Below are 26,779 nucleotides of genomic sequence, written 5' to 3' on the forward strand. Positions count from 1 at the left end.
GCGCATGGCACGCACCCACACACTAGACCCTTCCACGATCGCGGCCTACGCGCGCGACGGCGCCGTGGTGCTGCGCGGCGTCTTCACCTCGGCGGAGCTGCGGCGCCTGGAGGAGGGCATCGAGCACAACCTGGCGCACCTGAGCCCGCTGGCCCTGGTGGCCAGCGAACCCGACGACCCGGGCCGCTTCGTCGAGGACTTCTGCACCTGGACCGACAACCCGGCCTATGCGGACGTGCTGCGCCACTCCGCGCTGCCGCACCTCTCGGCCCAGCTCATGGGCAGCCGCCAGGTGCGGCTCTACCACGACCACCTGCTGGTCAAGGAAGCCGGCACGCGCCAGCCCACGCCCTGGCACCAGGACCAGCCCTACTACAACGTGGACGGCGCGCAGAACGTGAGCTTCTGGATCCCGGTGGACCCGGTGCCGCTGGCCAGCACGCTGCGCTTCGTGGCCGGCTCGCACCACGGCACCTGGTACATGCCGCGCACCTTCCGCGATCAGCAGGCCAAGTGGTTCCCTGAAGGCACGCTGGCCGAGCTGCCGCCGGTGGAGCAGGAGCCGCAGCGCTATCCCCAGCTGGCCTGGGCCCTGGAGCCCGGCGACTGCGTGGCCTTCCACATGCTCGCGCTGCACGCCTCCAGCGGCACCGGCCCGGGCGCGCGCCGCCGCGTGTTCTCGGCCCGCTACCTGGGCGACGACAGCGTGCACGCGCCGCGCCGTTGGCGCACCTCTCCCCCGTTTCCCGGGCTGGACGCCCGCCTGCCCCCCGGCGCGGCCATGGACGACCCCCTGTTTCCCCTGGTCTGGCCTTCGGCGCCTACCTGAACCTGCGGAGCCCCCATGGCCGGTACCAGCCTGCTCGCCCTCATCGACGACATCGCCACGCTGCTCGACGACGTCTCGCTCATGACCAAGGTCGCGGCCAAGAAGACGGCGGGCGTGCTGGGCGACGACCTCGCGCTCAACGCCCAGCAGGTCACCGGCGTGAAAGCCGACCGCGAACTGCCCGTGGTGTGGGCCGTGGCCAAGGGTTCGCTGCTCAACAAGGCCATCCTGGTGCCGGCGGCGCTGCTCATCAGCGCCTTCGTGCCCGCGCTCATCACGCCACTGCTCATGCTCGGGGGCCTGTTCCTGTGCTTCGAGGGCGTGGAGAAGCTGGTCCACGCGCTGGGCGCACACAAGGCCGAGGACACGAAGGGCCGCGAGGCGCTGGTGAGGGCCGCGGCCGACCAGGCCGTGGACCTCGTGGCCTACGAGAAGGACAAGATCAAGGGCGCCATCCGCACCGACTTCATTCTCTCGGCCGAAATCATCGTCATCAGCCTGGGCACGGTGGCCAGTGCCACCATGGGCCAGCGCATCGGCGTGCTGGTGGGCATCGCGGTGGTGATGACCGCGGGCGTGTACGGCCTGGTGGCCGGCATCGTGAAGCTCGACGACCTGGGCCTGCACCTGAACCGGCAGGCGCAGGCCTGGAAGCAGGCCATCGGTCGCGGCATCCTGGCCTTCGCGCCCTGGCTGATGAAGTCGCTGTCGGTGCTGGGCACGGCCGCCATGTTCCTGGTGGGCGGCGGCATCCTGCTGCACGGCCTGCCGCTGCTGGCGCACGGCGTGGACACCTGGGCCGAAAGCCTGGGCTGGTTCGGCGCCTTCGTGCCCAGCCTGGCCGGCGCGCTGGTGGGCATCGCGGCCGGCGCGGTGGTGGTGGGCGTGGTGGAAGTGGTCAAGCGCCTGCGCGGCGCGCGAGCCAAGGCCGGCTGAGCCCTGCGGCCTTGACATGGGTCAAGGCGCCGTGGCGGGCGCGGCATAGACTGGATTGGCCCACCGATCCTCCGCAGGAGTCCTGCCATGAACAGCACCGCCACTGCCGATCAAGCGCCCCTGACCAACTTCACGCAATGCCACGCGGGCATCGTGCGCCGGCTGCACGCGCTCGATGAGTTGCCCGCGCTGCTGGAGCCCGCGATGCGGGCCCGGCGCATTGCCGAGGAATCGCTCGCCTTTTTTCGCGAAGCCATCTTCGAGCACCACCTCGACGAGGAGCGCGAGCTCTTTCCCGCCGTGCTGGCCAGCGCCGAGCCGGGGCCGGAGCGCGAGCGCGCGCAACGCCTGGTCGAGCACCTGACCACCCAGCACCGTCAGCTGGAGGCGCTGTGGCGCTCGCTGGAGCGCGAGCTCAAGCGCGTGGCGCGCGGGCAGGACAGCGAACTCGACGTCGGCGATGTGCGCCGGCTGGTGGCTGACTACACCGCGCACGCGCGGCTGGAAGAGACGGAGTTCCTGCCGCTGGCCGAGACCATCCTCGGGCGCAACGGCAACCACATGGCGGCGCTGGGCCTGTCGCTGCACCTGCGGCATGCGCCGCAGCCGGTGCCTTACGTCTGAACGACTGCGGGTTATTGCCTAGAGCCGCGTCGACGCGCACGGCCTATGCTCCGCAAATCACTCACATGTGAGTGATTTGCGGCGGACGCCGTTGTCCGCTGGAAAAACATCCAGGAGACAAGGCATGACATTCTTCCGATGGGCCGGCGCGGCGCTGCTGTGCGTCGCGGCCTTGAGCGGCCACGCGCAGGACAACTTCCCCAACAAGACCATCCGCATCGTCATTCCGTACGCGGCCGGTGGCGGCGTCGACGCCGCCGCGCGGCTGGTCGCCCAGTCGCTGGGCGACGCGATGGGGCAGAGCGTGATCGTCGAGGCCAAACCCGGCGGCAACACGGTCATCGGCGCCTCCACCGTCGCGCGCGCCGCGCCCGATGGCTACACGCTGCTGCTCACCGGCGGCTCGACCATGACCCTGCTGCCGCTTACCCAGGCCAAGCTGGCGTTCGATCCCCTGAAAGACTTCGCGCCCATCGGGCTGGTGTCGCGCCTGCCGTTTTTCCTCACGGTGTCCAGCACCCAACCGTACAAGACGGTGAAGGAATTGTTCGCCGATCCGAAGATGAAGGACGGCTCGCTGGCCTACGCCAGCAACGGCGTGGGCTCGATGGCCCACGTGGGCACCGAGATGCTGGTGCAGAGCGCGGGCGCGAAGATGATCCACGTGCCCTACAACGGCTTCACGCTGGCGATCGCCGACCTCGTCACCGGCCGCGCCATCATGGTGATGGCCGATCTGGCGCCGCTCAGCGGCCAGATCAAGTCTGGTGGCCTGCGCCCGCTGGCCGTGGCCTCGCTGAAGCGCTCGCCCTTCCTGCCCGACGTGCCGACCCTGGCCGAGGCGGGCTACCCCGGCACCGAGTACGAGGTCTGGTTGGCCCTGTACGCCCCGGCGGGAACGCCCGCGGGCGTGCTCAAGCGCCTCTCGGGCGAACTGGAGAAGGCCCTGGCCGTGCCGGCCACGCGCGAGGCCTTCGCCAAGCTCGGCCACGAAAGCGACTTCGTGGGGCCCGAAGGCATCCGCCAACGCATCCAGGCCGAACAGAAGGCCTTCGCGCCCGCCGTGCGCGCCGCCGGCCTGGCCGCCCCGACCAACTGACAGGACCCCATGCTCCCCGACAGCCCCCACGGCGCCGCGCGCACCGCCGCCCACCACCTGCTCCAGGCCCTGCTGGATCGCGGCATCGAGTACCTGTTCTGCAACCTCGGCACCGACCACGCGCCCCTCATCGAAGAGATGGCGCGCTGGCGCGAAGAAGGCCGGCGGCTGCCTGAACTGGTGCTGTGCCCGCACGAGAACACCGCGATCCACATGGCCGGCGGTTACGCGGTGGCCACCGGGCGCGGCCAGGCCGTGCTGGTGCACGTGGACGCGGGCACGGCCAACGCCGCGATGGGGCTGCACAACCTGTTCCGCGCGCGCGTGCCCATCCTGCTGATGGCCGGCCGCGCGCCGGCCACCACCTTCAACGGCGTGGACGGCGGGCGCGACACCTACGTGCATTTCGTGCAGGAGCCCTTCGACCAGGGCAGCGTGGTGCGGCCCTACGTGAAGTGGGAGTACACGCTGCCCTGGCCGTCGATGGCCGAGGAGGTCATCGCCCGCGCGCACGCCGTGATGCAGAGCGATCCGCCCGGTCCCGTGTACCTCATGCTCCCGCGCGAGGTGCTGGCCGCGCAGTGCCCGCCGCAGGAGCTGCGGCCGTTCCCCGCCGCGCGCCACCCGCCCGTGCGCGCGGGCATCGCGCGGCCCGATGACATCCGCCGCATCGCCGAGCGCCTGGTGGCCAGCGAGGACCCCTTGCTCGTCACCGGCTATGCCGGTCGCAACCCGCGCGTGCCGGCCCTCGTGGAGGCGCTGGCCACGCGGGTGGGCATGCGCGTGTGCGAGTTCAACAGCGTGCACCTGAACATCCGCCGCGACAGCCCATGCTTCGGCGGCTACCTGCCCGGGCCGTTCGCCGAGCGCGCCGACGTTGGCCTGATGCTGGACGTGGACGTGCCCTGGGTACCCAAGACCACGAACGTCAACCCCAAGGCCTGGTGGGCGCAGATCGACCTGGACGCGCTCAAGCGCGACATGCCCATGTGGGGTTTCGCCACCGACCTGCGGCTGGAGGGCGACAGCGAGCCGCTCCTGGCCGATCTCATCGAGGCCGTGTCGGCCCTGGCCACGCCGGCCTTCCAGGCGCGCGCCGCCGCGCGCCTGGCCCGGCTGGCGGCCGAGCACGCCGAGCGCGGTCGGCGCGTCGCCGAGGCCGCGCGCGCGCCGGGCGAGCCCGGCGCCATCAACGCCGCGCACCTGTGCGCCGCCATCCACAGCGCCCTGGGCGAGGACGACATCGTGCTCAACGAAGGCATTCGCCACACACTCACCGTGTTCGACCAGGTGCCGCGCCAGCGGCCGGGCACGCTGCTGGGCTTGCCGGGCGGCGGGCTGGGCTTTTCGGCCGGCATGGCGCTGGGCATGAAGCTCGCCCACCGGGGCCGCCGGGTGGTGCACTTCGTCGGCGACGGCACCTTCTACTTCAGCAACCCCACCTCCACTTATGCGGTGGCGCGCGAAGCCGGCACGCCCATCTTCACCGTCGTGCTCGACAACAGCGGCTGGGCCGCGGTGAAGGAATCGACGCTGCGCATGTACCCCAAGGGCCACGCTTTCCACAGCGGCGAGTTCGCCTCGGTGCTGCCGAGGGACATGGACTTTGCCGCCGTGGCCGAAGCGGCCGGCGCGCACGGCGAGCGCCTGAGCGAGCCGGGCGACATCGACGCCGCCGTCGCGCGCTGCATCCGCGCGCTCGATGAGGGCCGCAGCGCGCTGCTGCACGCCCGCATCGCCCCCCTTTGAAGGAGACACCCGAATGAACACCCCATGGAGCACGGTCGCCGAGGCACAGGCCACCGTGGACAAGGCCGCCCAGGCCTTCGTGGCCTGGTCGCGCAGCGGACCGGGCCTGCGGCGCGAACTGCTCGGCAAGGCGGCCGATCTGCTGCAGGCGCGCGCCGAAGCCTTTGTCGAACGCATGGTGGCCGAGACCGCGACGTCGGTGGCCTGGGCGCAGTTCAACGTGAAGGGCGGCATCGCCGCGCTGCGCGAGGCGGCCGCGCTCACCACGCAGGTGGGGGGCGAGACCATCCCGTCCGACCAGCCCGGCTGCCTGGCGATGACGCTGCGCGTGCCCGTCGGCGTGGTGCTCGGCATCGCCCCCTGGAACGCGCCCCTGCTGCTGGGCCTGCGCGCGCTCATCGTGCCGCTGGCCTGCGGCAACACGGTGGTGATGAAGGCCTCCGAGGTCTGTCCCGACAGCCACCGCCTCATTGGCGAGCTGCTGAACGACGCGGGTTTTCCGCCCGGCGTGGTCAACGTCGTCGCGCACGACCCGGCGATCGCGCCCCAGGTGGTGGAGGCGCTGATCGCCCACCCGGCGGTGCGGCGCGTGAACTTCACCGGCTCCACCCGTACCGGACGCCTCATCGGCGCGCTGGCCGGCCAGCACCTCAAGCCCGCCTTGCTGGAGCTGGGCGGCAAGTCCCCGCTGGTGGTGCTGCGCGACGCCGACATCGATGCCGCGGTGAACGCCGCCGCCTTCGGCGCTTTCATGAACCAGGGGCAGATTTGCATGTCCACCGAGCGCATCGTGGTGGAGGAAGCCATCGCCGATCGCTTCGCGCAGGCCCTGGCGGACAAAACCGAGCGGCTCGCCACCGGCGAGGTGCCAGCGCTGGCCGGCGCGCTCATCAGTGAACGCGCCGCCGGGCAGGTGTCGGACCTGGTGGAGGACGCCCTGGCGCAGGGCGCGCGGCTGCTGGTGCCGCTGCGGCGCCAGGGCGCGCGCATCGCGCCGCTGGTGCTGGACCACGTGCGCCCCGGCATGAAGGTCTATGGCGACGAGTCCTTCGGCCCCATCGCCGCGATCGTGCGCGTGAACGACCTGGAGGAGGCGATCCGCGTCGCCAACGACACCGGGTACGGCCTGGCCGGCGCCGTGTTCGGACGCGACATCTCGCGCACCCTGCAGGTGGCGCAACGCCTCGAATGCGGCGTGTGTCACATCAACGCGCCCACCGTGCGCAGCGAACCGCAGCTGCCGTTCGGGGGCGTCAAGGACAGCGGGTACGGCCGCTTCGGCGGCAAGGCGGCCATCGCGGAGTTCACCGAGCTGCGCTCGATTACGATCCAGACCGAACCCCAGGTCTACCCCTTCTGACACCTTGCCCCGCCCCCGAACACCTCCCGCCAGCCCCGTTCCCCAGCCCGCTCCCCGCGCGCGCCGCAACCTGCCCTTGCTGTTGTTGCAAGCGCGCGGCGGGCTCATCGCCCGCTTTCGGCCCGTGCTCAAGAAGACGGGACTGACGGAGCAGCAGTTCCGCATCCTGCGCGCGCTCGACGTCTACGGCACGCTCGAGCCGCGCGAGATCTGTTCCATCTGCCACATCTCCAGCCCCAGCCTGGCCGGCGTGCTGGCCCGCATGGAGGCGCTGGACCTGGTCTGCCGCGAGCGCCTCAAGGGCGACCAGCGCCGCCAGCACGTCTCGCTCACGCCGCGCGCCGTGGGCATGTTCAAGGACGTCAGCGGCGACCTGGAGGACGTCTACCGCCAGCTGGAAGCCGATCTCGGCCCCGAGTTCGTGGCGGAGGTGTACGCCATGCTCGACCGCCTGCTGGCCGTGCTGCACCCCCCCGGCGACGCGGGGGCGGAGCCCGAGGACGCCTGACTCAGTGCGCGCCGCGCGCGCTGGGCCGCGTGCGGTGGAAGGTGATGGGACTGGCCGCCGCGGCCTTCATCACCGAGGGCTTGATGCGGCCCACCACGTGCATCTCGCAGGGCTTGCAGTCGAAACGCAGCGTGAGCTTCTCATTGTTGTGGGTGATCGTCAGCGGCTCGGCGCGCACCGTGCCCTGCACGCCGGTGACGCCCTTGGCCTGTTTGGGGCACAGGCTGAGCGAGAAGCGCACGCAGTGCTTGGTGATCATGAGGCTGACCTCGCCGGTCTCCTCGTGCGACTCGTAGGCGCTGGCGATCACCTTCACGCCGTGCTTTTCATAGAAGGCGCGCGCCCGGTGGTTGAACACATTGGCCAGGTAGGTCAGCGTGTCCTCGGGGTAGGGCGCGGGCGGCTCCACCGCCTGACCGCGCGGCAGCCGCCGAAAGGCCTTGGCGCGCGCGGCTTCCAGCGCGGCCACGGCCTCGCGGCGCAGCGGGTTGAGCAGCGAGGCCGGCACGAACCAAGGTTCCTTGAAGGCGAGCGAGATGTCGATGGGCGCGAACAGCGTGTCGCCCAGCCGGCCCAGGGCCTCGCGCAGCTTGTCGTGCGCCTGCGCGGCGTCGCGCGCGGGCGCCAGCGCGCAGGCCAGCTCGGCGTGGGCGGCATGGCCGTCTTCGTCGGTGAGGTCCAGGCGCAGGCCCTCGGCCGTGCGGGAGAGGGCCATCCAGACGCCGATGCGGCGCTCGGCGGACTTCTTCTCGAGCGCGCGCACCCAGTCCATGTCGCGGTTGCGGTTCACCACCGTGCCGCGCTTGAGGTGGCGCAGGCCCTCCAGGGCGTCCTTGGGAAAGACGCGGAAGCGGCCGGCTTGGCCGGTGGCTTCCGCGCGGTTGATCTGCAGGCCCACGAGTTCACGGTGCAGGTCCAGGTAGCACAGGCCGTCGCCGTTGTGGATGACCGTGGTGTCGTCGTCGCACTGCAGCTCCACCCAGTTCGGGCCCAGCTGCGTGACGAAGCCGATGGGGCGACCCGGGTTCTTGGGCGTGTCGAAGGCGCCGATGTCGTCCTGGCGGCCGTTGACGAAGTAGTCGGTGAACTCGCGGTTGAAGTTCTGGTCGGGGTCGGGCGTGAAGCTGAAGTGGCAGCGCCCCGAGGAGGCGCGGCCCAGCTCGGGGCGCTCCTCCAGGATCTCGTCGAACAGCCGGCGGTAGTGCGCGGTGATGTTCTTGACGTAGCCCAGATCCTTGTAGCGGCCTTCGATCTTGAAGCTGCGCGCGCCGGCGTCGATGAGGGCGCGCAGGTTGCCGCTCTGGTTGTTGTCCTTCATCGAGAGCACGTGCTTGTCGTGCGCCACGATGCGGCCCTGGCTGTCCTTCACCTCGTAAGGCAGGCGGCAGGCCTGCGAGCAGTCGCCGCGGTTGGCGCTGCGGCCGGTGTGGGCATGGCTCACGTAGCACTGCCCGCTGTAGGCCACGCACAGCGCGCCGTGGATGAAGAACTCGACGATGCAGCGCTGCTCGTCCAGGGCCTCGTAGATGGCGCGGATCTGCGGCAGCGTGAGCTCGCGCGCCAGCACCAGCTTGGACAGGCCCGCGTTCTGCAGGAACACGGCCTTGTCCACCGTGCGGATGTCGGTCTGCGTGCTGGCGTGCAGCTGGATGGGCGGCAGGTCGATCTCCAGCAGGCCCATGTCCTGGATGATGAGCGCGTCGGTGCCCGCGTCGTAGAGCTGGTGGATGAGCCTGCGCGCGGGCTCCAGCTCGTCGTCGCGCAGGATGGTGTTGACCGTGACGTAGATGCGGCTGCCGAAGCGGTGCGCGTGCTTCGCCAGGCGAGCGATGTCCTGCACGCTGTTGTCGGCCGAGGTGCGCGCGCCGAACGAGGGCCCGCCAATGTAGACGGCGTCGGCGCCGTGGTTGACGGCCTCGATGCCGATGTCGGCCGTGCGGGCGGGGGAGAGCAGCTCGATCTGGTGGGGCAGCATGGGGGCGGGCAGAATCGCGGAACCGCGTATTGTCCCGGAGAAGGCCTTTGTCCGCACCCACGTCCATCGTTCTGGTCCATGGCGCCTGGCACGGCGCCTGGTGCTGGCGCCGCGTGCTGCCGCTGCTGCGCGCGGCCGGCGCCGAGGCGCACGCGCTCACGCTCACCGGCCTGGGCGAGCGGGCCCACCTCATGGGCCCGGCCATCGACCTGCACACGCACATCCAGGACGTGCTGGGCCTGATCGAGGCCGAAGAGCTGGACCGGGTGGTGCTGGTGGGCCACAGCTACGCGGGCATGGTCATCACCGGCGCGGCCGACCGCCTGCTGCGCGAGCGCCCGGGCTGCCTGGCGCAGCTGGTCTACCTGGACGCCGCGCTGCCATACCCCGGCGACAGCTGGAGCAGCCACCACAGCGAAGAGACCCGGGCCGCGCGCACCGCCGCCGCCCAGCCCAGCGGCGGTCTGCACTTTCCGCCGCCGGATGCCTCGCTGTTCGGCCTGCAGGGCGCCGACCGCGATTGGGTCAACCGCCGCCAAACGCCGCAGCCGTTCCGGCTCTACCAGCAGCCGCTGGATTTCGACGGCGAGGCCTGGGCCCGCGTGCCGCGCTGCTTCATCGACTGCACCTCGCCGGCCCTGGCCACCATCGCCCCGTCGCGTGTGCGCGTGCGGCAGGAGCCCGGCTGGCGGCTCATCGAAATGGCCACCGGCCACGACCCCATGGTGAGCGAGCCCCAGGCCCTGGCGGGGCACCTGCTGGACCTCTGGCGCGCGGCGGGCGCATGAACGGCACCCGGTACGACCGCATCGACCAGCTGCGCGCCCTGGCGCTGCTGTGGATGACGGTCTACCACTTCTGCTTTGACCTGAACCACTTCGGCCTGATCCACCAGGCCTTCCTGAGCGACCCGTTCTGGACCACGCAGCGCACGGCCATCGTGAGCCTGTTCCTGTTCACGGCCGGTCTGTCGCAGTCGGTGGCCCTGCGCCAGGGCCAGGGCTGGCCGCGCTTCTGGCGCCGCTGGGCGCAGGTGGCGGGCGCGGCGCTGCTGGTCACGCTGGGCTCGTGGTTCATGTTCCCCGAGAGTTTCATCTACTTCGGCGTGCTGCACGGCATCGCGGCGATGCTGGTGGTGGCGCGGCTCACCGGCGGCTGGGGGCGCTGGCTGTGGCCGCTGGGCGCGCTGGCGATCGCGCTGCCCTGGCTGGCGCCCACCGCCATGGCGCAATGGCCCGCGCTGGAGTTGCTCAACCAGCGCGGCTGGAACGCGCTGGGCTTCATCACCCGCAAGCCCTTCACCGAGGACTACGTGCCCCTGCTGCCGTGGATGGGCGTGGTCTGGTGGGGCCTGGCCGCCGGGCACTGGGTGCTCGTGCGGCGCCCCCATTGGCTGGGCGGCTCGGGGCAGGGCGGCGCGCTGGGCCGCTTCATGGCGCGCTGGGGGCGCTGGAGCCTGAGCTACTACCTGCTGCACCAGCCCATGTTGGTGGGGCTGGTGGGGCTGTCGGTGGTGGTGTGGCGGGGCTGAAGCGCGAGGATCGACAGCTTCAGGCGGCATGAAGCCACCTGTTGGGCTTCTAACCGACCAGTGATGCGGAAGGTTTGGCGGTAACGCCGCGGGCGGCGGTGTTACGCAGCGGCACCTTCTTCAACACGACACAGCACATGAAACGAGCTGGCAATGGCATTCAACGGACGCGCTCACCAGCCTCGACGCGCCAACCCGTGACGCGTGTGACGCGGATCGCCGAGCAATTGCGCAAAGATGCGGTGAAGCCCGATCAGTACCCGGTGGACGGACGGGTCCGGTCCTTCCTGACCGACGAACACCACAAGCACGATAGACGCGACGAGCCCGACATCATCGACTGGTGCGTCCAGGCCAGGGCGGCGGCGCTGCTGAGCCCGCTGCTTGAGCGGTGGGGGCGTCCGAGCGTGTACTTCCAGGACGGTGATGCCTATGTGCTGGAGGCCGCCATTGCGGCGGCCTTGGCCGGCGGTACAAAACACATTGCCGTGGTTCACTGCTTCCACCCCGCGCAAGCGGACAGTTTCGGCAGCCCGAAGCTGGTGGACGCCTTGGTCGCTGCGGCCGCACAGTGCCAGTCCTTGACCCTGGAGCGCTTTGGCCTGTTGACGCCGGATGAGGTGCATCGGTTTCTGGAGCGTGCCCGTGAGGGCGGTTGCGTTCTCCAGTGCCTGACCCTGAACCAGGTGGCCGGCATGGACCGCGAGGCCATGGAGTTGCTCGCGCGGTTGTTGCCGACATCGGTCATCCAGGAACTGCAGCTGGGCGAAGTCGATCCTGTCGTGCTCATCGATTTCCTGGCCGCGCTCAGTCGATGCACCCAAGGACAGTTTCTTGCCTTGCAGACCCTGGGGTTCAGCTATTCCGTTGTTGGCGAGGCCGCTGGGCGCTACAGCGAACTGGGCCGCTTGCAGGTCGACGAGATCGAATGGCAAATCGCCCTGCTGAAGTCCCTGCACGACAGCCGGTGCAAGACGCTCGCGGTCAACGCCAAGCGATCGGTGGTCGTCTCGGACGATGGGACGAGCGGCCATGCGACCGATCCATTGCCGCCCGACTACGTCTGCGCTGGCACCACGCAGATGCTGACGCCGCCGCCCTCTCTTTCCGGGACACCGCCGCACGCTTTGCTGGAGCTTGAAGGTCACCGCGAAAATGTCCCGCGCACCTGCATCGAATGGCACCCGCGCGTGGTGGGCCGCAACGGCTTTCTGGTCGATCTCGCCGAGGGTTTGAACCGGCGTTGGCTGGCCGAAGAGTGCTTGCCGGCGGTCGTCAAGCGCAATCGCTCGATGACGGTGACAGAGAAGGACATATCGGGACGCATCGCCTTCTACCTCTCGGATGGCGATCCCGTGACGCTTTGCTGGATCCGCGCGCTCAACACGGACCATCGCCAGCTGTGGGACCACACGTACAACCGCCACTTGGAAGCGATCGCGCAAGAGAGCAAGACGACCCTGGAGGAGATCGACGCCTTGTTGAGGGCGGGCCTGACCATGGATTTGATCGGCTATGTCCGGCAATTGCGCGAGCGCGACCAGCTGCCGCTGCCTTCGGCGATGGATGCGCTTCGATCGCGGTACATCGACCATCCCGTGCGGAAAGAGACCTGGCTCTGGGCCTTCGATCCCGTGGGTGCCATCAAGTACCTGATCCAGGAGGGGAGGGCCGGCGAACTCAAGGGGTGGTCCACCGCGCTGAGGAAAATGGGCGCGCTGCCTCCGTTCGAGGACTTGGCGCCCTTGATCACCCATTGCCTGGACCAGAAGCAGGAGCAGCCCGAACTGGTGGAGCTGCTGTGCAATTTCCAGCCGTAGCACGCGGGCGCATCGGCCTCAGCGATCGGCCCGATGCTCAGCGCGGCGCCGTGGCCGCCAGCGTCTGGCGGATCAATTCCAGCGTGGACTGTTGGGTGAGCGTGGTGGGCCGCTGCGCGCTGGTGGCCAGGCTCAGGCGCGTGCGCAAGGGGGGATCGATGCCGCGCAGCCGGTAGGCCGAGGGCCGGATCGAGCTGGCCACGGCGTTGCGCGAGAGCAGGGCGGCGCCCGCGCCGTCGGCCACCAGGTCCAGGATGGCCGAGACGCCATCGATCTCCAGCGCCACCTTCGGGCGCAGGCCGATGGCCGCGAGCTCGTGCTCCAGCTGCATGCGCACCGCGTTGGGCCGGCTGGGGATGATCAGCGGCAGGTCGGCCAGGTCGCGCAGCGCGATCGGCGAGGGCGGCGGATCTTCCGGCAGGCCGGGCGGTCGCGGCTGCACCAGCCACAGGTCCTCTTCGGCCAGTGGCTGGATCTCCAGTTCCGGTACCGGCTGGGCGTTGTAGAGGACGGCGATGTCCAGCCGGCCGGTGAGCAGCCATTCCTGCATGGTGGCCGACAGGCCCTCGGTGATGGACAGCGAGGCCTCGGGCAACTGCTGGCGGAAGGCCCGCGTGAGGGGCACCGACAGCGTGCGCGCCAGCGTCGGCGGCAGCCCGATGGCCACCCTTCCGGCCAAGGCGCCGCGCACGCGGCCCAGCTCCTCTCGGGCGCGCTCCACCTGGTGCAGGATGCCGCGCCCGTGCGCCAGCAGCAGCTTGCCGGCCTCGGTGGGCGTGGCGCCCCGGCCGTTGCGCACCAGCAGGTTCTGGCGCAACTCCACTTCGAGCAGCCGCACCTGGCGCGACAGGGCGGGCTGCGCGACGTCCAGCGCGATGGCGGCGCGCGTGAAGCTGCCGAGCTCGGCCACGCGCACGAAGTATTCGAGTTGCTTGAGGTCCATGGGAAAGGGGCCGGGTCGGCGTTGCACAGCAGGTATGTGATTTTGTTCTAGCTGCTAGCCGGCTGTATGGGTTTTCGTACAGCGCCAGGCTGCCGACAATGGCCGTCTTTCTTCTGGACGCCCATGAACGCCCCCCTGACCGGCATTTCTTCCATGGCCACCCGCCAGGTGCTGGCCGAACTCACCGGTGCCTACACGGCGCGCGCCGGACAGGCCGTGGCCATCGAATCGGTGGGCGGCGTGGACGCGGCCAAGCGCGTGGCGGCCGGCGAGGCTTTCGACGTGGTGATCCTGGCCTCGGACGCCATCGACAAGCTCATCGCCGCCGGCCACCTGCAAGCGGGCCGCGTGGACCTGGTGCGCAGCGGCGTGGCCGCCTGCGTGCGCGAAGGCGCGCCGGCCCCCGATCTGTCCAGCGAGGCGTCGGTGAAGGCCGCGCTGCTGGCGGCGGACAAGATCAGCTACTCCACCGGTCCGAGCGGCGTGGCGTTGCAGAAGCTCTTCGAGCGCTGGGGCATCGCCGAGGCCATGGCCGCCAAGACCGTGCAGGCGCCGCCCGGCGTGCCGGTGGCCTCGCTGGTGGCCAAGGGCGAAGTGGCCCTGGGCTTCCAACAGCTCAGCGAGCTGCTGCACGTGCCGGGCATCGCCATCGTGGGTGGCCTGCCCGAGCCGATCCAGATCGTCACCGTGTTCAGCGCCGGCATCCCGGTGAACGCGCCGCGCGCCGAGGCGGTGCGCGCGCTGCTGGCCTTCATGACCTCGCCCGAGGCGGCCGAGGCCAAGCGGCGCCAGGGCATGTCGCCCGCCTGATTTGTTTGATTCCCCCAGAACACCCGAGAGGAGCACCACGCATGTCCCTGATCATCGACTGCCACGGCCACTACACCACGGCGCCCAAGGCGCTGGAGAACTGGCGCAACGCCCAGATCGCGGGCATCAAGGACCCGGCCCAGATGCCCAAGGTCGCCGACCTGAAGATCAGCGACGACGAGCTGCGCGAGTCCATCGAGACCAACCAGCTCAGGCTCATGAAGGAGCGCGGCAGCGACATCACGCTGTTCAGCCCGCGCGCCAGCTTCATGGCCCACCACATCGGCGATTTCGGCGTGTCCAGCACCTGGGCCGCCATCTGCAACGAGCTCTGCTACCGCGTCTCCACGCTGTTCCCCGAGCACTTCGTGCCCGTGGCCATGCTGCCGCAAAGCCCTGGCGTGGACCCGGCCACCTGCATCCCCGAGCTGGAGAAGTGCGTCAAGGAATACGGCGCGGTCGGCATCAACCTCAACCCCGATCCCTCCGGTGGCCACTGGACCAGCCCGCCGCTGACCGACAAGCACTGGTACCCCATCTACGAAAAGATGGTGGAGTACGACCTGCCGGCCATGATCCACGTGAGCACGAGCTGCAACGCCTGCTTCCACACCACCGGCGCGCACTACCTCAACGCCGACACCACGGCCTTCATGCAGCTCATCCAGGGCGATCTGTTCAAGGACTTCCCGACGCTGAAGTTCCTGATCCCGCACGGCGGCGGCGCGGTGCCCTACCACTGGGGCCGTTTCCGCGGCCTGGCGCAGGAGATGAAGAAGCCCCTGCTGGACACCCACCTGATGAACAACGTGTTCTTCGACACCTGCGTGTACCACCAGCCCGGCATCGACCTGCTCAATACCGTGATCCCGGTCAAGAACGTGCTGTTCGCTTCGGAGATGATCGGCGCGGTGCGCGGCATCGACCCCTTGTCCGGGCACTACTACGACGACACGAAGCGCTACATCGAGGCCTCGAAGATCCTGTCTGCCGAGGACAAACACGCGATCTACGAGGGCAACGTGCGGCGCGTCTTCCCGCGCCTGGATGCGCGCTTGAAGGCCAAGGGGCTGTGATCTTGTTCGGGCGCTTTTGCCGCGACGTCCAGGAACACCAACACATTCAAACAGGAGCCATGACATGTACGAACTAGGCGTCGTCTACCGCAACATCCAGCGCGCCGACAAGGCGGCCGCCGACGGCCTGGCCGCGCTGGGCTCGGCCACCGTGCACGAGGCCATGGGCCGCGTGGGCCTGCTGAAACCCTATATGCGACCCATCCAGACCGGCGTGCAGGTCAGCGGCACGGCCGTCACCGTGCTGCTGCAGCCGGGCGACAACTGGATGATGCACGTCGCCGCCGAGCAGATTCAGCCGGGCGACATCGTGGTCGCCGCCGTCACCGCCGAGTGCACCGACGGTTACTTCGGTGACCTGCTGGCCACCAGCTTCCAGGCCCGCGGCGCGCGCGCCCTGGTCATCGACGCCGGCGTGCGCGACGTCAAGACCCTGAAGGAAATGAACTTCCCGGTCTGGAGCAAGGCCATCAGCAGCAAGGGCACGATCAAGGCCACCCTGGGCTCGGTGAACATCCCCATCGTCTGCGCCGGCATGTTGGTCACGCCGGGCGACGTGATCGTGGCCGATGACGACGGCGTGGTCTGCGTGCCCGCCGCGCGCGCGGCCGAGACCCTGGCCGCCGCCCGCAAGCGCGAGAGCTTCGAAGGCGAGAAGCGCGACAAGCTCGCCAGCGGCGTGCTCGGCCTGGACATGTACAAGATGCGCGAGCCGCTGGCCGCCGCCGGCCTGCGGTATATCGATTGAAAGGCCGCCATGAGCAAACCCACCACCGGTGATTTCACCAAGACCGCCGGCTGGCTCGACTGGTTCGACGGCCCGAGCAAGCCCCGCTTCCAGCTGCCCCCGGGCAGCGTGGACGCGCACTGCCACGTGTTCGGCCCCGGCGCCGAATTCCCCTACGCGCCCGAACGCAAGTACACCCCCTGCGACGCCAGCAAGCAGCAGCTGTTCGCCCTGCGCGACCACCTGGGCTTCTCGCGCAACGTGATCGTGCAGGCCACCTGCCACGGCGCCGACAACCGCGCCATGGCCGACGCCTGCCGCAGCAGCGGTGGCCGGGCGCGCGGCGTGGCCACGGTCAAGCGCAGCGTGAGCGACCAGGAACTGCAGGACCTGCACGCCAGCGGCGTGCGCGGCGTGCGCTTCAACTTCGTCAAGCGCCTGGTGGACTTCACGCCCAAGGACGAGCTGATGGAGATCGCCGGTCGCATCAAGGCCCTGGGCTGGCACGTGGTCATCTACTTCGAGGCCGTGGACCTGCCCGAGCTGTGGGACTTTTTCACCGCGCTGCCCACCACCGTGGTGGTGGACCACATGGGCCGCCCCGACGTGAGCAAGCCCATCGACGGCCCGGAGTTCCAGCTCTTCCTGAAATTCATGCGCGAGCATGAGAACGTCTGGAGCAAGGTGAGCTGCCCCGAGCGCCTCAGCCTGGGCGGGCCCAAGGCCCTGAACGGCGAGCAGGCCGCCTACCGCGACGTGGTGCCCTTCGCGCGCCAGGTCGTCGAAACCTTCCCCGACCGCGTGCTGTGGGGCACCGACTGGCCGCACCCCAACCTCAAGGACCACATGCCCGACGACGGCCTGCTGGTCGATTTCATTCCGCACATCGCCACGACGGCCGAGCTGCAGAAGAAGCTGCTGGTCGACAACCCGATGCGCCTCTACTGGCCTGAGGAGGTCTGACATGGCTCTCGACAAACCCTACAAGGACGTGCCCGGCACGACCATCTTCGACGCCGAGCAAAGCCGCAAGGGCTACTGGCTCAACCAGTTCTGCATGAGCCTGATGAAGGCCGAGAACCGCGAGCGCTTCAAGAAGGACGAGCGCGCCTACCTCGACGAGTGGGCCATGACGGAAGAGCAGAAGCAGGCCGTGCTGGCGCGCGACCTCAACTGGTGCATCCGCCTGGGCGGCAACATCTACTTCCTGGCCAAGATCGGCGCCACCGACGGCAAGAGCTTCCAGCAGATGGCGGGCTCCATGACCGGCATGACCGAGGAGGAGTACCGCAACATGATGATCGGCGGCGGCCGCTCGGTCGAAGGCAACCGCCGCATCGGCGAGGACGGCGATGCGCAGGCGCACCGCCAGCCCCAGGGTTCGCAAGGCAAACAAGGGAAGCACTGACATGGCCCGCATCACCGCATCCGTCTACACCTCGCACGTGCCCGCCATCGGCGCGGCCATGGACCTGGGCAAGACCGGCGAGCCGTACTGGCAGCCGCTCTTCAAGGGCTACGAGTTCTCCAAGCAGTGGATGAAGGACAACAAGCCCGACGTGGTGTTCCTGGTCTACAACGACCACGCCACCGCCTTCAGCCTGGACTTCATCCCCACCTTCGCGATCGGCACGGCCGCCGAGTTCCAGCCCGCCGACGAGGGCTGGGGCCCGCGCCCGGTGCCCGTGGTCAAGGGCCACCCCGAGCTGGCCTCGCACATCGCGCAGAGCGTGATCCAGCAGGACTTCGACCTCACCATCGTCAACAAGATGGACGTGGACCACGGCCTGACGGTGCCGCTGTCGCTGATGTGCGGCCAGCCCCAGGCCTGGCCCTGCCCGGTGATCCCCTTCGCGGTGAACGTGGTGCAGTACCCGGTGCCGAGCGGCCAGCGCTGCTACAACCTGGGCAAGGCCATCCGCAAGGCGGTGGAGAGCTACGACGAAGACCTGAACGTGCACATCTGGGGCACGGGCGGCATGAGCCACCAGTTGCAGGGCCCACGCGCCGGCCTCATCAACAAGGACTTCGACAACCGCTTCCTTGACCTGCTCGAGACCGACCCCGAGGCGGCGGCCGCGATCCCGCACATCGACTACGTGCGCGAGGCCGGCAGCGAGGGCATCGAACTCGTGATGTGGTTGATCGCGCGCGGCGCCATGGCCGATGCCGCCGGCGGGCCGCGCCCGAAGGTGGCGCACCGCTTCTTCCACGTGCCCGCGAGCAACACTGCCGTGGGCCACCTGATCCTGGAGAACCAATAAATGAGCAACAACAAGACCATCAAAGTGGCGCTGGCCGGCGCCGGCGCCTTCGGCGTCAAGCACCTGGACGGCATCAAGAACATCGACGGCGTCGAGGTCATCTCGCTGATCGGGCGCGAGCTCGACAAGACGCAGGAAGTCGCCAGCAAGTACGGCATCGGCCACGTCACCACCGACCTGAACGAGTCGCTGGCCATCCAGGAGCTGGACGCCGTCATCCTGTGCACGCCCACGCAGATGCACGCCGAGCAGAGCCTGGCCTGCCTGAAGGCCGGCAAGCACGTGCAGGTGGAGATTCCCCTGGCCGACAGCCTCAAGGGCGCGCAGGCCGTGGTGGACCTGCAGAAGCAGACCGGCCTGGTGGCCATGTGCGGCCACACGCGCCGCTTCAACCCCAGCCACCAGTTCGTGCACCAGAAGATCCAGGCCGGCGAGTTCAACATCCAGCAGATGGATGTGCAGACCTATTTCTTCCGCCGCACCAACACCAACGCGCTGGGCCAGGCCCGCAGCTGGACCGACCACCTGCTGTGGCACCACGCCGCGCACACCGTGGACCTGTTCGCCTACCAGGCCAACAGCCCCATCGTGCTGGCCCACGCGATCCAGGGCCCGATCCACCCGGTGCTGGGCATCGCCATGGACATGAGCATCCAGCTCAAGGCCGCCAACGGCGCCATCTGCACGCTCTCGCTCTCGTTCAACAACGACGGTCCGCTGGGCACCTTCTTCCGTTACATCGGCGACACGGCGACCTACATCGCGCGCTACGACGACCTGTTCAACGGCAAGGACGAGAAGATCGACGTGTCCAAGGTGGACGTGAGCATGAACGGCATCGAGCTGCAGGACCGCGAGTTCTTCGCCGCCATCCGCGAAGGCCGCGAGCCCAACGCCAGCGTGGGCCGCGTCTTCGCCTGCTACCAGGTGCTGCACGACCTGGAGCAGAAGCTCAAGGCCCAGGGCTGAGCCCGGACGCTCCTGCCGGGGCCGCTAGGATCGGGGCATGCATCCCAGTGCCCTTGACAACGGCGGCCTCTTTTTCGACACCTACCTGAACGCGGGCGAGGCGCTCACGGTCCTGGACATCGGCGCCCAGGACGTGAACGGCTCGCTGCGCGCGCTGGCGCCCGCCGCCTGCCGCTACGTCGGCGTGGACTTCGCGCCCGGTCGCGGCGTCGACGTGGTGCTGGACGACCCCTACCGGCTGCCCTTCGCCGACCAGAGCATCGACGCCGTGGTCAGCAGCTCGTGCTTCGAACACGTCGAAATGTTCTGGCTCAGCTTCAACGAGATCCTGCGCGTGCTCAAGCCGCCGGGGCTCTTCTATCTGAACGCGCCCTCCAACGGCGACTTCCACCGCTACCCGGTGGACTGCTGGCGCTTTTATCCCGACGCCGGCGCGGCGCTGGTGCGCTGGGCCGTGCGCTCGGGGTACCGGCCGGCCTTGCTGGAGTCGTTCACGGCCTACCAGAAGCTCGACGTGTGGAGCGATTTCGTGGCCGTCTTCGTGAAGGACGAGGCCCAGGTGGCGCGCCACCCGCGGCGCATGCTCGACCGCCTGGACCGCTACATGAATGGCCGCCGCCACGGCGAGCAGGGCATCCTGTGCCCGCAGGAGCACCCCGAGGACGGCGCGCGCCTGCGCCGCCTGACCGGCCACCCCAAGGGACTGGGCTGAAGCGTTCGAGCCGGCCCGCCGAGGCCACAATGAGACCCGCACCGCGATCGCCCCACCACCGCCCATGCCGCACGCCGACCCTTCCGCCCCATTCGATCCGCGCACCGTGGCCCAGTTGGACGCGGCCTGGGGCGACCCCGCGAGCTGGACCGAGCACGGCCTGCAGTGGACCCATTTGTCCACCGTCAAGGCCCGCATCGCTCAGGCGGTGTCGGGGGACCCGGCGGTGCACCCGCTGCAGTGGTTCTTCCAGCGGGTCGCGGCCGAGCGCCCGCTGCCACTGCGCCGCGTGCTGGTGCTGGCCTGCGGCGAGGGCCATGTCGAACGCGAGACCGTGAGCGCCGGCTGGGCCGAGTCCGCGGTGGCGCTGGACCTGTCCAGCCGGGTGCTGGAGCGCGCGCGCGAGGCCGCCCAGGCCCAGGGACTGGCGATCGACTACCACCAGGCCGACATGAACCGGTTGCCCGTGGGCGCACCCGGCTTCGAGCCCGGCAGCTTCGACGCCGTGCTCGGCGTGGCGGCGGTGCACCACTGCAGCGAGATCGAGCGCCTGTACGCGGACGTGGCGACGCTGCTGCCCCCCGGGGGCTGGTTCTTTCTCGACGAGTACGTCGGCCCGGACCGCTTCCAGTGGTCGCCAAGCCATGTGCGCCACCTCAATACCTTGCTGGAGCTGCTGCCGCCGCGCCTGCGCACGACGCTGGACGGCCGCCTCAAGGCCCACGCGCGCCGGCCCACGCCGCAGGAGGTGATCGCGGTGGACGCGAGCGAGGCGGTGCGTTCCTCCGAGCTGCTGCCGCTGCTGTCGGGCCATTTCGAGCGCCTGGCCTGGCGCCCGTACGGTGGCGCGCTGCTGCACGTGCTGCTGAGCGATATCGCGCAGAACTTCCTCGGCGATGCCGAGGCGCCTTACCTCGATGCCCTGTTGGACGCCGAAGAGGAGCTCCTGCGCAGCGGCCAGCTGGACCCCTGCTTCGGCTGCGTCATCGCGCGCCGGCCGCGCTGAGCCAGCGCGCCAGCCACGCCGGGTCGTTGGGGCCCAGCGCCAGCACGCGCTCGGGCTCGGCGACCACGCCATCGGGGGGCAGGGCGGCGTAGCTCTCGCGGATGGCCTGGCGCCGCTCCCGCAGCCGCGTGGACGAGGGGTCCAGGCCCGTCACCACCGTGAGGCCGGTGGGCGCCGTGGACAGCGTCACGACGCGCAGATCGGGCCGCAGGGCGCGCAGGCAGGGCACGATCTTCCAGCCGTCTCCCGTGTGAAAGCCGGTGCGCCGCTCGCGGCCCGCCGTCGCGGCCGTCAGCGGCACGGTGTCGTGCAGCAGCAGCACGGCGCCCGGCGCGGCCAGGCGTTCGGCGCCGATGAAGTCGTCCAGCACCGCGTCGAAGGCGTGGTCGCCGTCGATGAACGCGAGGTCGAAACCCTGCGTGGCCAATGCGTCGTCCGCGGGCAGCCCGGCGAAGAACGCGGCGCTGGTGCAGGGGAACAGGCGCGTGGGCGCCTCGCAGCCGCTCAGCGGGTCGCCGCGCGGCGCGGGGTCGACGCCGGTGGCCTGGGTCCCCGGCCGCGCCAGCCTCAGCGTATGGCCGAACTCGACGCCGATCTCCAGGTAGAGGCGCGGCTTCAGGTGCCCGTGGAACCAGCCCAGCCAGTGCCGGTAGTCGGGGCCCGGCCAGCGCTGGCGCGCCAGCGCCACGTGCACGCCGGGCAGGTTGGGCTCCTGGGCCAGCGCGTCCCACAGCACGGCATCGGCGTCGGCGCCGCGACCCTCGGCGCGCAGGCGGCGCCAGCGGCGCAGCGCCGCGGTTTCGAGGGGGTGCACGGCGGCGCTCATGCCGGCCCCTCGGGGCGGCCCCGCAGCGCCTGGCGCAGGACCCGGGCGAAGCGCTCGGGCGCGTAGCGCTCGGCGCAGCGTTGCCAGGCGGCCGCCTGTTGGCGCTGCCACAGGGCGTCGTCGCGCAGCAGGCGCAGGACGCCGGCGGCGAAGGCCTCGGCGTCGCGCGCGGACTGGATATCGCGGCCGGCGATCCAGCCGAGCTGGCGCACCAGCAGCGCCGAGGCCACGACCGGGATGCCCTGGGCCGCGGCCTCGATGACCTTGGCCGGCACGCCGCCGGCGAAGCGCACCGGCGCGATGAACACCCGCGCGCCGTCGTAGTGCGGCGCCAGTGCCTCTTGCGGACCCAGCAGGCGCACGTCGTCGCCGGCCAGCCGCGCCAGCCGGGGCGAGCGGTTGACGCCGACCACGGACAGCACGGGCGGCTGCGGCAGTCGCTCGCGCAGCCGCGGCAGCACCTGCTCGATGAACCACAGCAAGCCGTCCTCGTTGGGCGTGTCGGGGTGCAGCGCGCCCACGAAGAGCAGGCCCTGGCGCGCGGCCGGGCCGGGCACTTCAGGGCGCACCGCCATGCCATGGCTCAGCAGGCTCACGCGGTGGCCGGCGGCGGCAAAGCACGCGGCGTCGCGCTCAGAGACCACCAGCACCTCGCTGGCGCCGCGCGCCAGGGCGATCTCGCGCGCCAGGTGCGCCTGCGCGGCCGCGCGGGGCATGGGCCGGCCGCGCACCGCCGCCTCGGCGATCTCGCGCAGCGCGAACAGGGCCTCGGCGTCGTAGACCAGGCGCATGCCGGCAAAGAGCTCGGGTCGGCGCGCGCGCAGCGGCTGCAGCGCCTTCAGGTTGGGGGGGCGGCTCACCAGCAGCACGTCGTAGACGCCGCGGCGGCGTTCCAGGAAGGCTTCCAGCCGCGCCATGCCGTGGCCCAGCACCACCTCCACGCTGCTGGGCAGCGAGGCCTGGATGTCGCGCCAGTCGTCCTCGGTTTGCCAGAGGGGGAAGAAGCTCACGGGCCAGTCGCGCAGGGCCTGCAGCATGAGGCGCGCGCGCGGCAGGCCGCCGCCCTTGTGCATGTGCGGCACCTCGTTGTCGATGATGAGCACGCGCGGGCGGCGCGGATGGTCCTCGGGCGAGCGCCAGCGGTCGCCGTCCAGGCGCGGCGTGTGCGGATGGGGCTGGCCGCGCAGCCAGTCCGCGTGGCGGGCCTGGAAGCGCGTGCGGTTCTCGCGCATGCGGCGCTCGGCTTCGTCGCCGGGGGCGCTGCCCCATTCCAGGTGCTCGACCAGCACCTCGGGGTCGACCACCACGCGAAAGCCCGCGCGCCACACGCGCAGGCAGAAGTCGCTGTCTTCGTAGTAGGCGGGGGCGAAGGCCTCGTCGAAGCCGCCCAGCATGCGCCACAGCGGCGCCGGCACGGCCAGGAAGACGCCGGAGACATAGTCGGTGGCGCGGCTGCACATGGCAGCCGGGCAGAAGGGGTCTTCGCCGCGCCCCACGCCATGGGCGCTGCCGTCGCGAAAGAGGACGTTGCCCATCTCCTGCAGCCCGCCCGCGCTGAGCACGATGCGCCCGCCCAGGGCACCGATGGCGGGCTCGGTGTCGAGGCGGCGCACGGCGGCCCGCAGGCTGCCGGCCTGCACGATGGCGTCGTTGTTGAGGAACAGCAGGTGGCGCCCGCGCGCCAGGGCCGCGCCCTGGTTCGCGGCGCGCAGGAAGCCCAGGTTGTGTTCATTGACCACCACGCGCGCGCCCGAGACGCGCGCGAGCAGCTCGGCGGTCTCGTCGCCGGAGGCGTTGTCGATGACGATGGTCTCGAAGCGCACGCCGCGCTCATCGGCCAGCGCCTGCAGGGTGCGGCGGGTGAGTCCGGCCTGGTTGTAGAGCACGACGATGACCGACAGATCGGGCGGCGTGTCGCCATCGGGCAGGGGCAGCGCCAGCCGGGCGGGGCGGTCCAGCCAGGCGCGCAGCGCGCGGCGCGCCTCGGCGCGCTGGCGGGCCTTGGGGTCGGCGCCGAACTCGGCGGGGTCGGCGCTGTCGACCGCCTGCTGGCAGAGGGCTTCGATCTGCCGCGCCAGGCGGCGGCCGTCGCAGAGCGGCGAGTCCAGCAGGCGCTGGCGCAGGCTGGCGCGGTGTCGGGCCAGCGCGGCGGGGTTCTGGGCCAGGGCCACGGCGGTGGCGACGAAGGCCTCAGGCGTGTCGGCCACCCATTCCTGCAGGCCCAGGGCGGCCAGCAGCGAGTGGCCCTGGCGGGCGCCGGCCCAGGCGCCGCTCAGCGTGAGCACGGGCACGCCCATCCAGAGCGGGTCCAGCAGGCTGAGGCCCCCGTTGCCGGGGAAGCTGTCGAGCACCAGATCGATCCGCTGGCACCAGCGCAGCAGGTCTTCGTAGGCGCAGGGCGGGTCGAAGGCCACGCGCGCGGCCGCCACGCCGTGGGCGTCCAGGGCACGCAACACCTGGGCGCGCTGCGGCCAGTCGTGCGCCAGTTCGCCGATGAAGCGCAGGCGGGCCCCTGGCGTGGCCAGCAGGACGCGGGCCCAGGCCCGCAGGCTGGCCTCGTTGATCCGCAGGCCGCGCGCGAGCACGCCGAAGGTCGGTGCGCCGGTGGCTTGCGCGGGCGGGGGCGTGATCGCGGGCGCGTGCAGCGGCGGGTCCCAGCACCACTGGCCGCCGTCCAGGCGCCACAGGGCCTCTTCGTGCAGCGCTTCGTGCGCGGGCGGCACCGAGGTGGCGTCGCACAGCAGGGCGTCGAACAGGCCGCCGGCCGTGCCCCAGCAGCCCAGCCAGCCGATCTGCAGCGGCGCGGGTCGCCGCGCCAGGGCCTGCAGGACCTCGAACTGGCCTTCGAAGGGGTGCAGTCCGCCGGCGTCGATCAGCACATCGATGCGCAGCGCGGCGCAGCGGCGCGCCAGTTCGGCCGGGTCCAGCGCCCGCTGGTGGATGTGGGCCGGCAACCCGGCCATCGGCCGGTTCGTGAAGACGTGGACCTCGGCGGCCTGCGCCTCGTGGTTCGCCAGCACACGGCGCAGCAGCCGCTCGTGCCCTTGGCCCGCGAGGTAGGCGATGCGGGGGCGTGAGCCGGGCCGGCGCGCGGGCGCACCGGGCGCCCGGCGGTCCAGGCCCGTGCGCAGCTTGAGCGCGCGGTAGGCGTGGCGCGAGGCCAGGGCCAAGTCCTGCGCCGTGGACCGCTCGCTGAGCGAGCGCGCGTACAGCGCGGCGCTGCCGAGCCAGAGGTCGTCGGGACAGTCCGCCTCGGCCCATTGGGCCAGGCGCAGCAGCGCGCCGTGGCCGTGGCGGTGGGAGGCCTCGGCCAAGGCCTCCCGCAGCGCGGCGCGGCGGTCGCCGCGGGGCAGCAGCGCCAGCACCGGCGCCGCTTCGTCCACGCCCAGGGCGTACAGGCGCAGCAGCGAGCGCGCCGCGTCGCTGGCGCGCTCGCGGGCACCGATGAGTTCGCGGCACAGGGCCACGGCCTGGCGGTGGTCACTGGGGGTGGAGCGGGGGTCTTCGCTGAGCAGGCGCGCGAGCAACAGGCGCGCCGGCGTTTCGCCGGGGCGCAAGGACAGCAGCCGCTCCACGGTCCGCCGGCCCAGCGCGAATTCGCCCGAGCGCAGACAGGCCTCGGCCAGCTCGCGCAGCGGCACCGGGTTCTGATCGTCGAGTTCGCTGGCGTGCAGGAAAGCCAGCCGCGCCGCGCCGAAGCGCTGCGCGTCGAGCAGGACCCAGCCGAACTGGCGCAGCGTGGCGGGGTCCGCGGGCGCCAGGGTCAAGGCGGTTTCGACGGCGGACTGCGCCTCGTCCAGGCGCCGCTGCTGGCAGCGCACCTGCGCCAGCGCGCGCCAGGCCAGCGCGCTGGCCGGGTCCTGCGCGACGGCGGCCTCGGCCTGTTGCTCGGCCGCCGCGAGGTCTTGCGCGGCCGCGAGCACGAAGGCGGCCTGCACGCGCACCGCGAGGTCTTCCGGGCGGTGGCGCAGCAACTCGCGCACGGCGCCGGCGGCGGTGGGCAGATCGCCCTGGTCCTTGGCGAGCCAGGCCAGCTGGCGCAGCACGTCGACCGCGTCGGCGCCAGCGCCGCCGGCGCGGGCCAGGCAACGGCGGGCCAGCGCCCAGCGGCCGCGCTGCGCGTGCACTCGCGCGAGCACCTGCCAGGCGTCGGGGTGGCGCGGCTGGGCGCGCAAGGCCTGCAGCAGATGCCGGCGGGCCGCGTCCAGCTGGCCCAGATCGAGCTGCGCCTGCCCCAGCAGCGCTTGCGCGGGCAGGCAATCGGGCTGGCGCGCCAGCACCTGCATCGACAGCCACTCGGCGTCCACCGGGCGGCGCCAGTGCAATTGGATCTGGGCCCGCCGCAGCAGCGCGTCCCAGCGGTCCATGTCGCGCTGCTGCACTTCGTTGAAGCTGGCGTCGGCGCCGCGCAGGTCGCCGGCGCGCTGCTGCAGCGCGCCCAGCAGGTGCCAGGCGGCGGCGTCGTCCGGCGCGGCGTCCACCCGCTGGCGCGCCAGGGCGATGGCGCGCTCCAGGTGGCCGTGCCGGCATTCCCACTCGATCAGGGCGTCCAGCAGCTCGGGGTGGGCGGGCCAGCGCTCCAGGCCCTCGGCCAGGCATGCGGCGGCGCGCAGGGGCAGGCCGAGCGCGGCCAGGCACTGGGCGCGGTGCAGGTGCAGGCGCACCTGTTCGGGCGCGGCCCAGGCGTAGGCGGCGATGGCTTCCTCGTACAGGTCCAGCGCAGCCGCGGGATCACCGCTCTTTTGCCGCAGCCAGCCGAGCTGCAGCAGCCGACCCGGCTGGCGTTCGGCCTGCAGGGCGCGCTCGGCCCAGGCCACGGCCTCGGGCAGCTGGTCCAGGTCGTGCAGCACCCAGGCCAGCGCGAAGACGGCCTCGTGCCGCGAGGGGTCGAGCACGCAGGCCATGCGCAGCGCCTCGGCGGCCCGCGCCAGCTCGCCTTGCCGCTGGTGCTGCAGGCCCTGTTGCCAGTACCGCGCGGCCTCGGCGGGTGTGTCGTCCGGTTCCTGGCCGCTCAC

23 protein-coding genes are annotated in these 26,779 nt (G+C 71.0%); 19 read left to right on the forward strand and 4 right to left on the reverse strand.

The window, feature by feature from the left end; all coding sequences use genetic code 11:
• Positions 1–4 precede the first annotated feature (4 nt).
• From SOM08_RS11600 to hpaR, 7 genes are all read left to right on the forward strand, one after another.
• Positions 5–829, forward strand: a complete 825-nt coding sequence (locus SOM08_RS11600) for a phytanoyl-CoA dioxygenase family protein (protein WP_322468980.1) — start codon at positions 5–7, stop codon at positions 827–829.
• A 15-nt stretch (positions 830–844) separates the two neighbouring features.
• Entirely contained in the window at positions 845–1,765 is a 921-nt protein-coding gene (locus SOM08_RS11605) for a DUF808 domain-containing protein (protein WP_116957450.1), read from the forward strand.
• A gap of 87 nt (positions 1,766–1,852) precedes the next feature.
• Complete coding sequence (locus SOM08_RS11610) at positions 1,853–2,389, forward strand: hemerythrin domain-containing protein (protein ID WP_116957449.1); 537 nt, start codon at positions 1,853–1,855, stop codon at positions 2,387–2,389.
• A 124-nt stretch (positions 2,390–2,513) separates the two neighbouring features.
• Positions 2,514–3,488, forward strand: a complete 975-nt coding sequence (locus tag SOM08_RS11615; RefSeq protein ID WP_322468981.1) for a tripartite tricarboxylate transporter substrate binding protein — start codon at positions 2,514–2,516, stop codon at positions 3,486–3,488.
• 9 nt (positions 3,489–3,497) lie between these two features.
• Entirely contained in the window at positions 3,498–5,237 is a 1,740-nt protein-coding gene (locus SOM08_RS11620; RefSeq protein ID WP_322468982.1) for a thiamine pyrophosphate-requiring protein, read from the forward strand.
• A gap of 13 nt (positions 5,238–5,250) precedes the next feature.
• Positions 5,251–6,597: an aldehyde dehydrogenase gene (locus SOM08_RS11625; RefSeq protein ID WP_116957446.1), complete on the forward strand. Its 1,347-nt coding sequence runs from the start codon at positions 5,251–5,253 to the stop codon at positions 6,595–6,597.
• Between the two features lie 4 nt (positions 6,598–6,601).
• Complete coding sequence (hpaR, locus tag SOM08_RS11630; protein WP_116957445.1) at positions 6,602–7,105, forward strand: homoprotocatechuate degradation operon regulator HpaR; 504 nt, start codon at positions 6,602–6,604, stop codon at positions 7,103–7,105.
• A 1-nt stretch (position 7,106) separates the two neighbouring features.
• Here hpaR and SOM08_RS11635 read toward each other — a convergent pair whose 3' ends face one another.
• Complete coding sequence (locus SOM08_RS11635; RefSeq protein ID WP_322468983.1) at positions 7,107–9,080, reverse strand: U32 family peptidase; 1,974 nt, start codon at positions 9,078–9,080, stop codon at positions 7,107–7,109.
• 47 nt (positions 9,081–9,127) lie between these two features.
• On the opposite strand from SOM08_RS11635, the gene SOM08_RS11640 reads away from it, so the two are divergent.
• The 3 genes from SOM08_RS11640 to SOM08_RS11650 all read left to right on the forward strand — a co-directional run bounded on the left by SOM08_RS11640 (position 9,128) and on the right by SOM08_RS11650 (position 12,431).
• Entirely contained in the window at positions 9,128–9,868 is a 741-nt protein-coding gene (locus SOM08_RS11640) for an alpha/beta fold hydrolase (protein ID WP_116957443.1), read from the forward strand.
• Positions 9,865–10,611 carry a heparan-alpha-glucosaminide N-acetyltransferase gene (locus SOM08_RS11645; RefSeq protein WP_322468984.1) on the forward strand — a complete coding sequence of 249 codons (747 nt, stop codon included), beginning with the start codon at positions 9,865–9,867 and terminating at the stop codon, positions 10,609–10,611. The genes SOM08_RS11640 and SOM08_RS11645 overlap by 4 nt, the downstream gene beginning before the upstream one ends.
• 137 nt (positions 10,612–10,748) lie before the next feature.
• Positions 10,749–12,431 carry a hypothetical protein gene (locus SOM08_RS11650; protein WP_322468985.1) on the forward strand — a complete coding sequence of 561 codons (1,683 nt, stop codon included), beginning with the start codon at positions 10,749–10,751 and terminating at the stop codon, positions 12,429–12,431.
• A gap of 37 nt (positions 12,432–12,468) precedes the next feature.
• On the opposite strand, the gene SOM08_RS11655 is transcribed toward SOM08_RS11650, so the two are convergent.
• Entirely contained in the window at positions 12,469–13,374 is a 906-nt protein-coding gene (locus SOM08_RS11655) for a LysR substrate-binding domain-containing protein (RefSeq protein WP_070398570.1), read from the reverse strand.
• A 123-nt stretch (positions 13,375–13,497) separates the two neighbouring features.
• Here SOM08_RS11655 and SOM08_RS11660 point away from each other — a divergent pair, with 123 nt between their 5' ends.
• The 9 genes from SOM08_RS11660 (at position 13,498) to SOM08_RS11700 (ending at position 20,938) form a co-directional block, all read left to right on the forward strand.
• Complete coding sequence (locus tag SOM08_RS11660) at positions 13,498–14,184, forward strand: extracellular solute-binding protein (protein ID WP_116957440.1); 687 nt, start codon at positions 13,498–13,500, stop codon at positions 14,182–14,184.
• A 41-nt stretch (positions 14,185–14,225) separates the two neighbouring features.
• On the forward strand, positions 14,226–15,260 hold the full coding sequence (locus SOM08_RS11665; protein WP_116957439.1) for an amidohydrolase family protein: 1,035 nt from the start codon (positions 14,226–14,228) through the stop codon (positions 15,258–15,260).
• A gap of 64 nt (positions 15,261–15,324) precedes the next feature.
• A complete protein-coding gene (gene ligK / locus SOM08_RS11670; RefSeq protein ID WP_116957438.1) occupies positions 15,325–16,008 on the forward strand; it encodes a 4-carboxy-4-hydroxy-2-oxoadipate aldolase/oxaloacetate decarboxylase in 684 nt (227 codons plus the stop codon).
• Between the two features lie 9 nt (positions 16,009–16,017).
• Positions 16,018–16,950, forward strand: coding sequence for an amidohydrolase family protein (locus SOM08_RS11675; RefSeq protein ID WP_116957437.1), 933 nt, complete (start codon positions 16,018–16,020; stop codon positions 16,948–16,950).
• Between the two features lies 1 nt (position 16,951).
• Positions 16,952–17,395, forward strand: a complete 444-nt coding sequence (gene ligA, locus SOM08_RS11680) for a protocatechuate 4,5-dioxygenase subunit alpha (RefSeq protein WP_116957436.1) — start codon at positions 16,952–16,954, stop codon at positions 17,393–17,395.
• Between the two features lies 1 nt (position 17,396).
• Positions 17,397–18,251 (forward strand): class III extradiol dioxygenase subunit beta, encoded by an 855-nt coding sequence (locus tag SOM08_RS11685; RefSeq protein WP_116957435.1) that lies wholly within the window; start codon positions 17,397–17,399, stop codon positions 18,249–18,251.
• The gene (locus tag SOM08_RS11690; protein WP_116957434.1) at positions 18,252–19,220 is read left to right on the forward strand and encodes a Gfo/Idh/MocA family oxidoreductase; all 969 of its coding nucleotides are present in this window, start codon (positions 18,252–18,254) and stop codon (positions 19,218–19,220) included.
• A 37-nt stretch (positions 19,221–19,257) separates the two neighbouring features.
• Positions 19,258–19,932 carry a class I SAM-dependent methyltransferase gene (locus SOM08_RS11695; protein WP_322468986.1) on the forward strand — a complete coding sequence of 225 codons (675 nt, stop codon included), beginning with the start codon at positions 19,258–19,260 and terminating at the stop codon, positions 19,930–19,932.
• Positions 19,933–19,996: 64 nt separating this feature from the next.
• Positions 19,997–20,938 (forward strand): class I SAM-dependent methyltransferase, encoded by a 942-nt coding sequence (locus SOM08_RS11700; RefSeq protein ID WP_116957432.1) that lies wholly within the window; start codon positions 19,997–19,999, stop codon positions 20,936–20,938.
• Here the strand turns inward: SOM08_RS11700 and SOM08_RS11705 are convergent.
• Positions 20,916–21,764: a class I SAM-dependent methyltransferase gene (locus tag SOM08_RS11705; protein WP_322468987.1), complete on the reverse strand. Its 849-nt coding sequence runs from the start codon at positions 21,762–21,764 to the stop codon at positions 20,916–20,918. The genes SOM08_RS11700 and SOM08_RS11705 overlap by 23 nt on opposite strands.
• The gene (locus SOM08_RS11710; protein ID WP_322468988.1) at positions 21,761–26,779 is read right to left on the reverse strand and encodes a glycosyltransferase; all 5,019 of its coding nucleotides are present in this window, start codon (positions 26,777–26,779) and stop codon (positions 21,761–21,763) included. The genes SOM08_RS11705 and SOM08_RS11710 overlap by 4 nt, the downstream gene beginning before the upstream one ends.

Origin of the sequence: Hydrogenophaga sp. SNF1, assembly GCF_034421675.1 — a bacterium.
GTDB lineage: Bacteria > Pseudomonadota > Gammaproteobacteria > Burkholderiales > Burkholderiaceae_C > Hydrogenophaga > Hydrogenophaga borbori.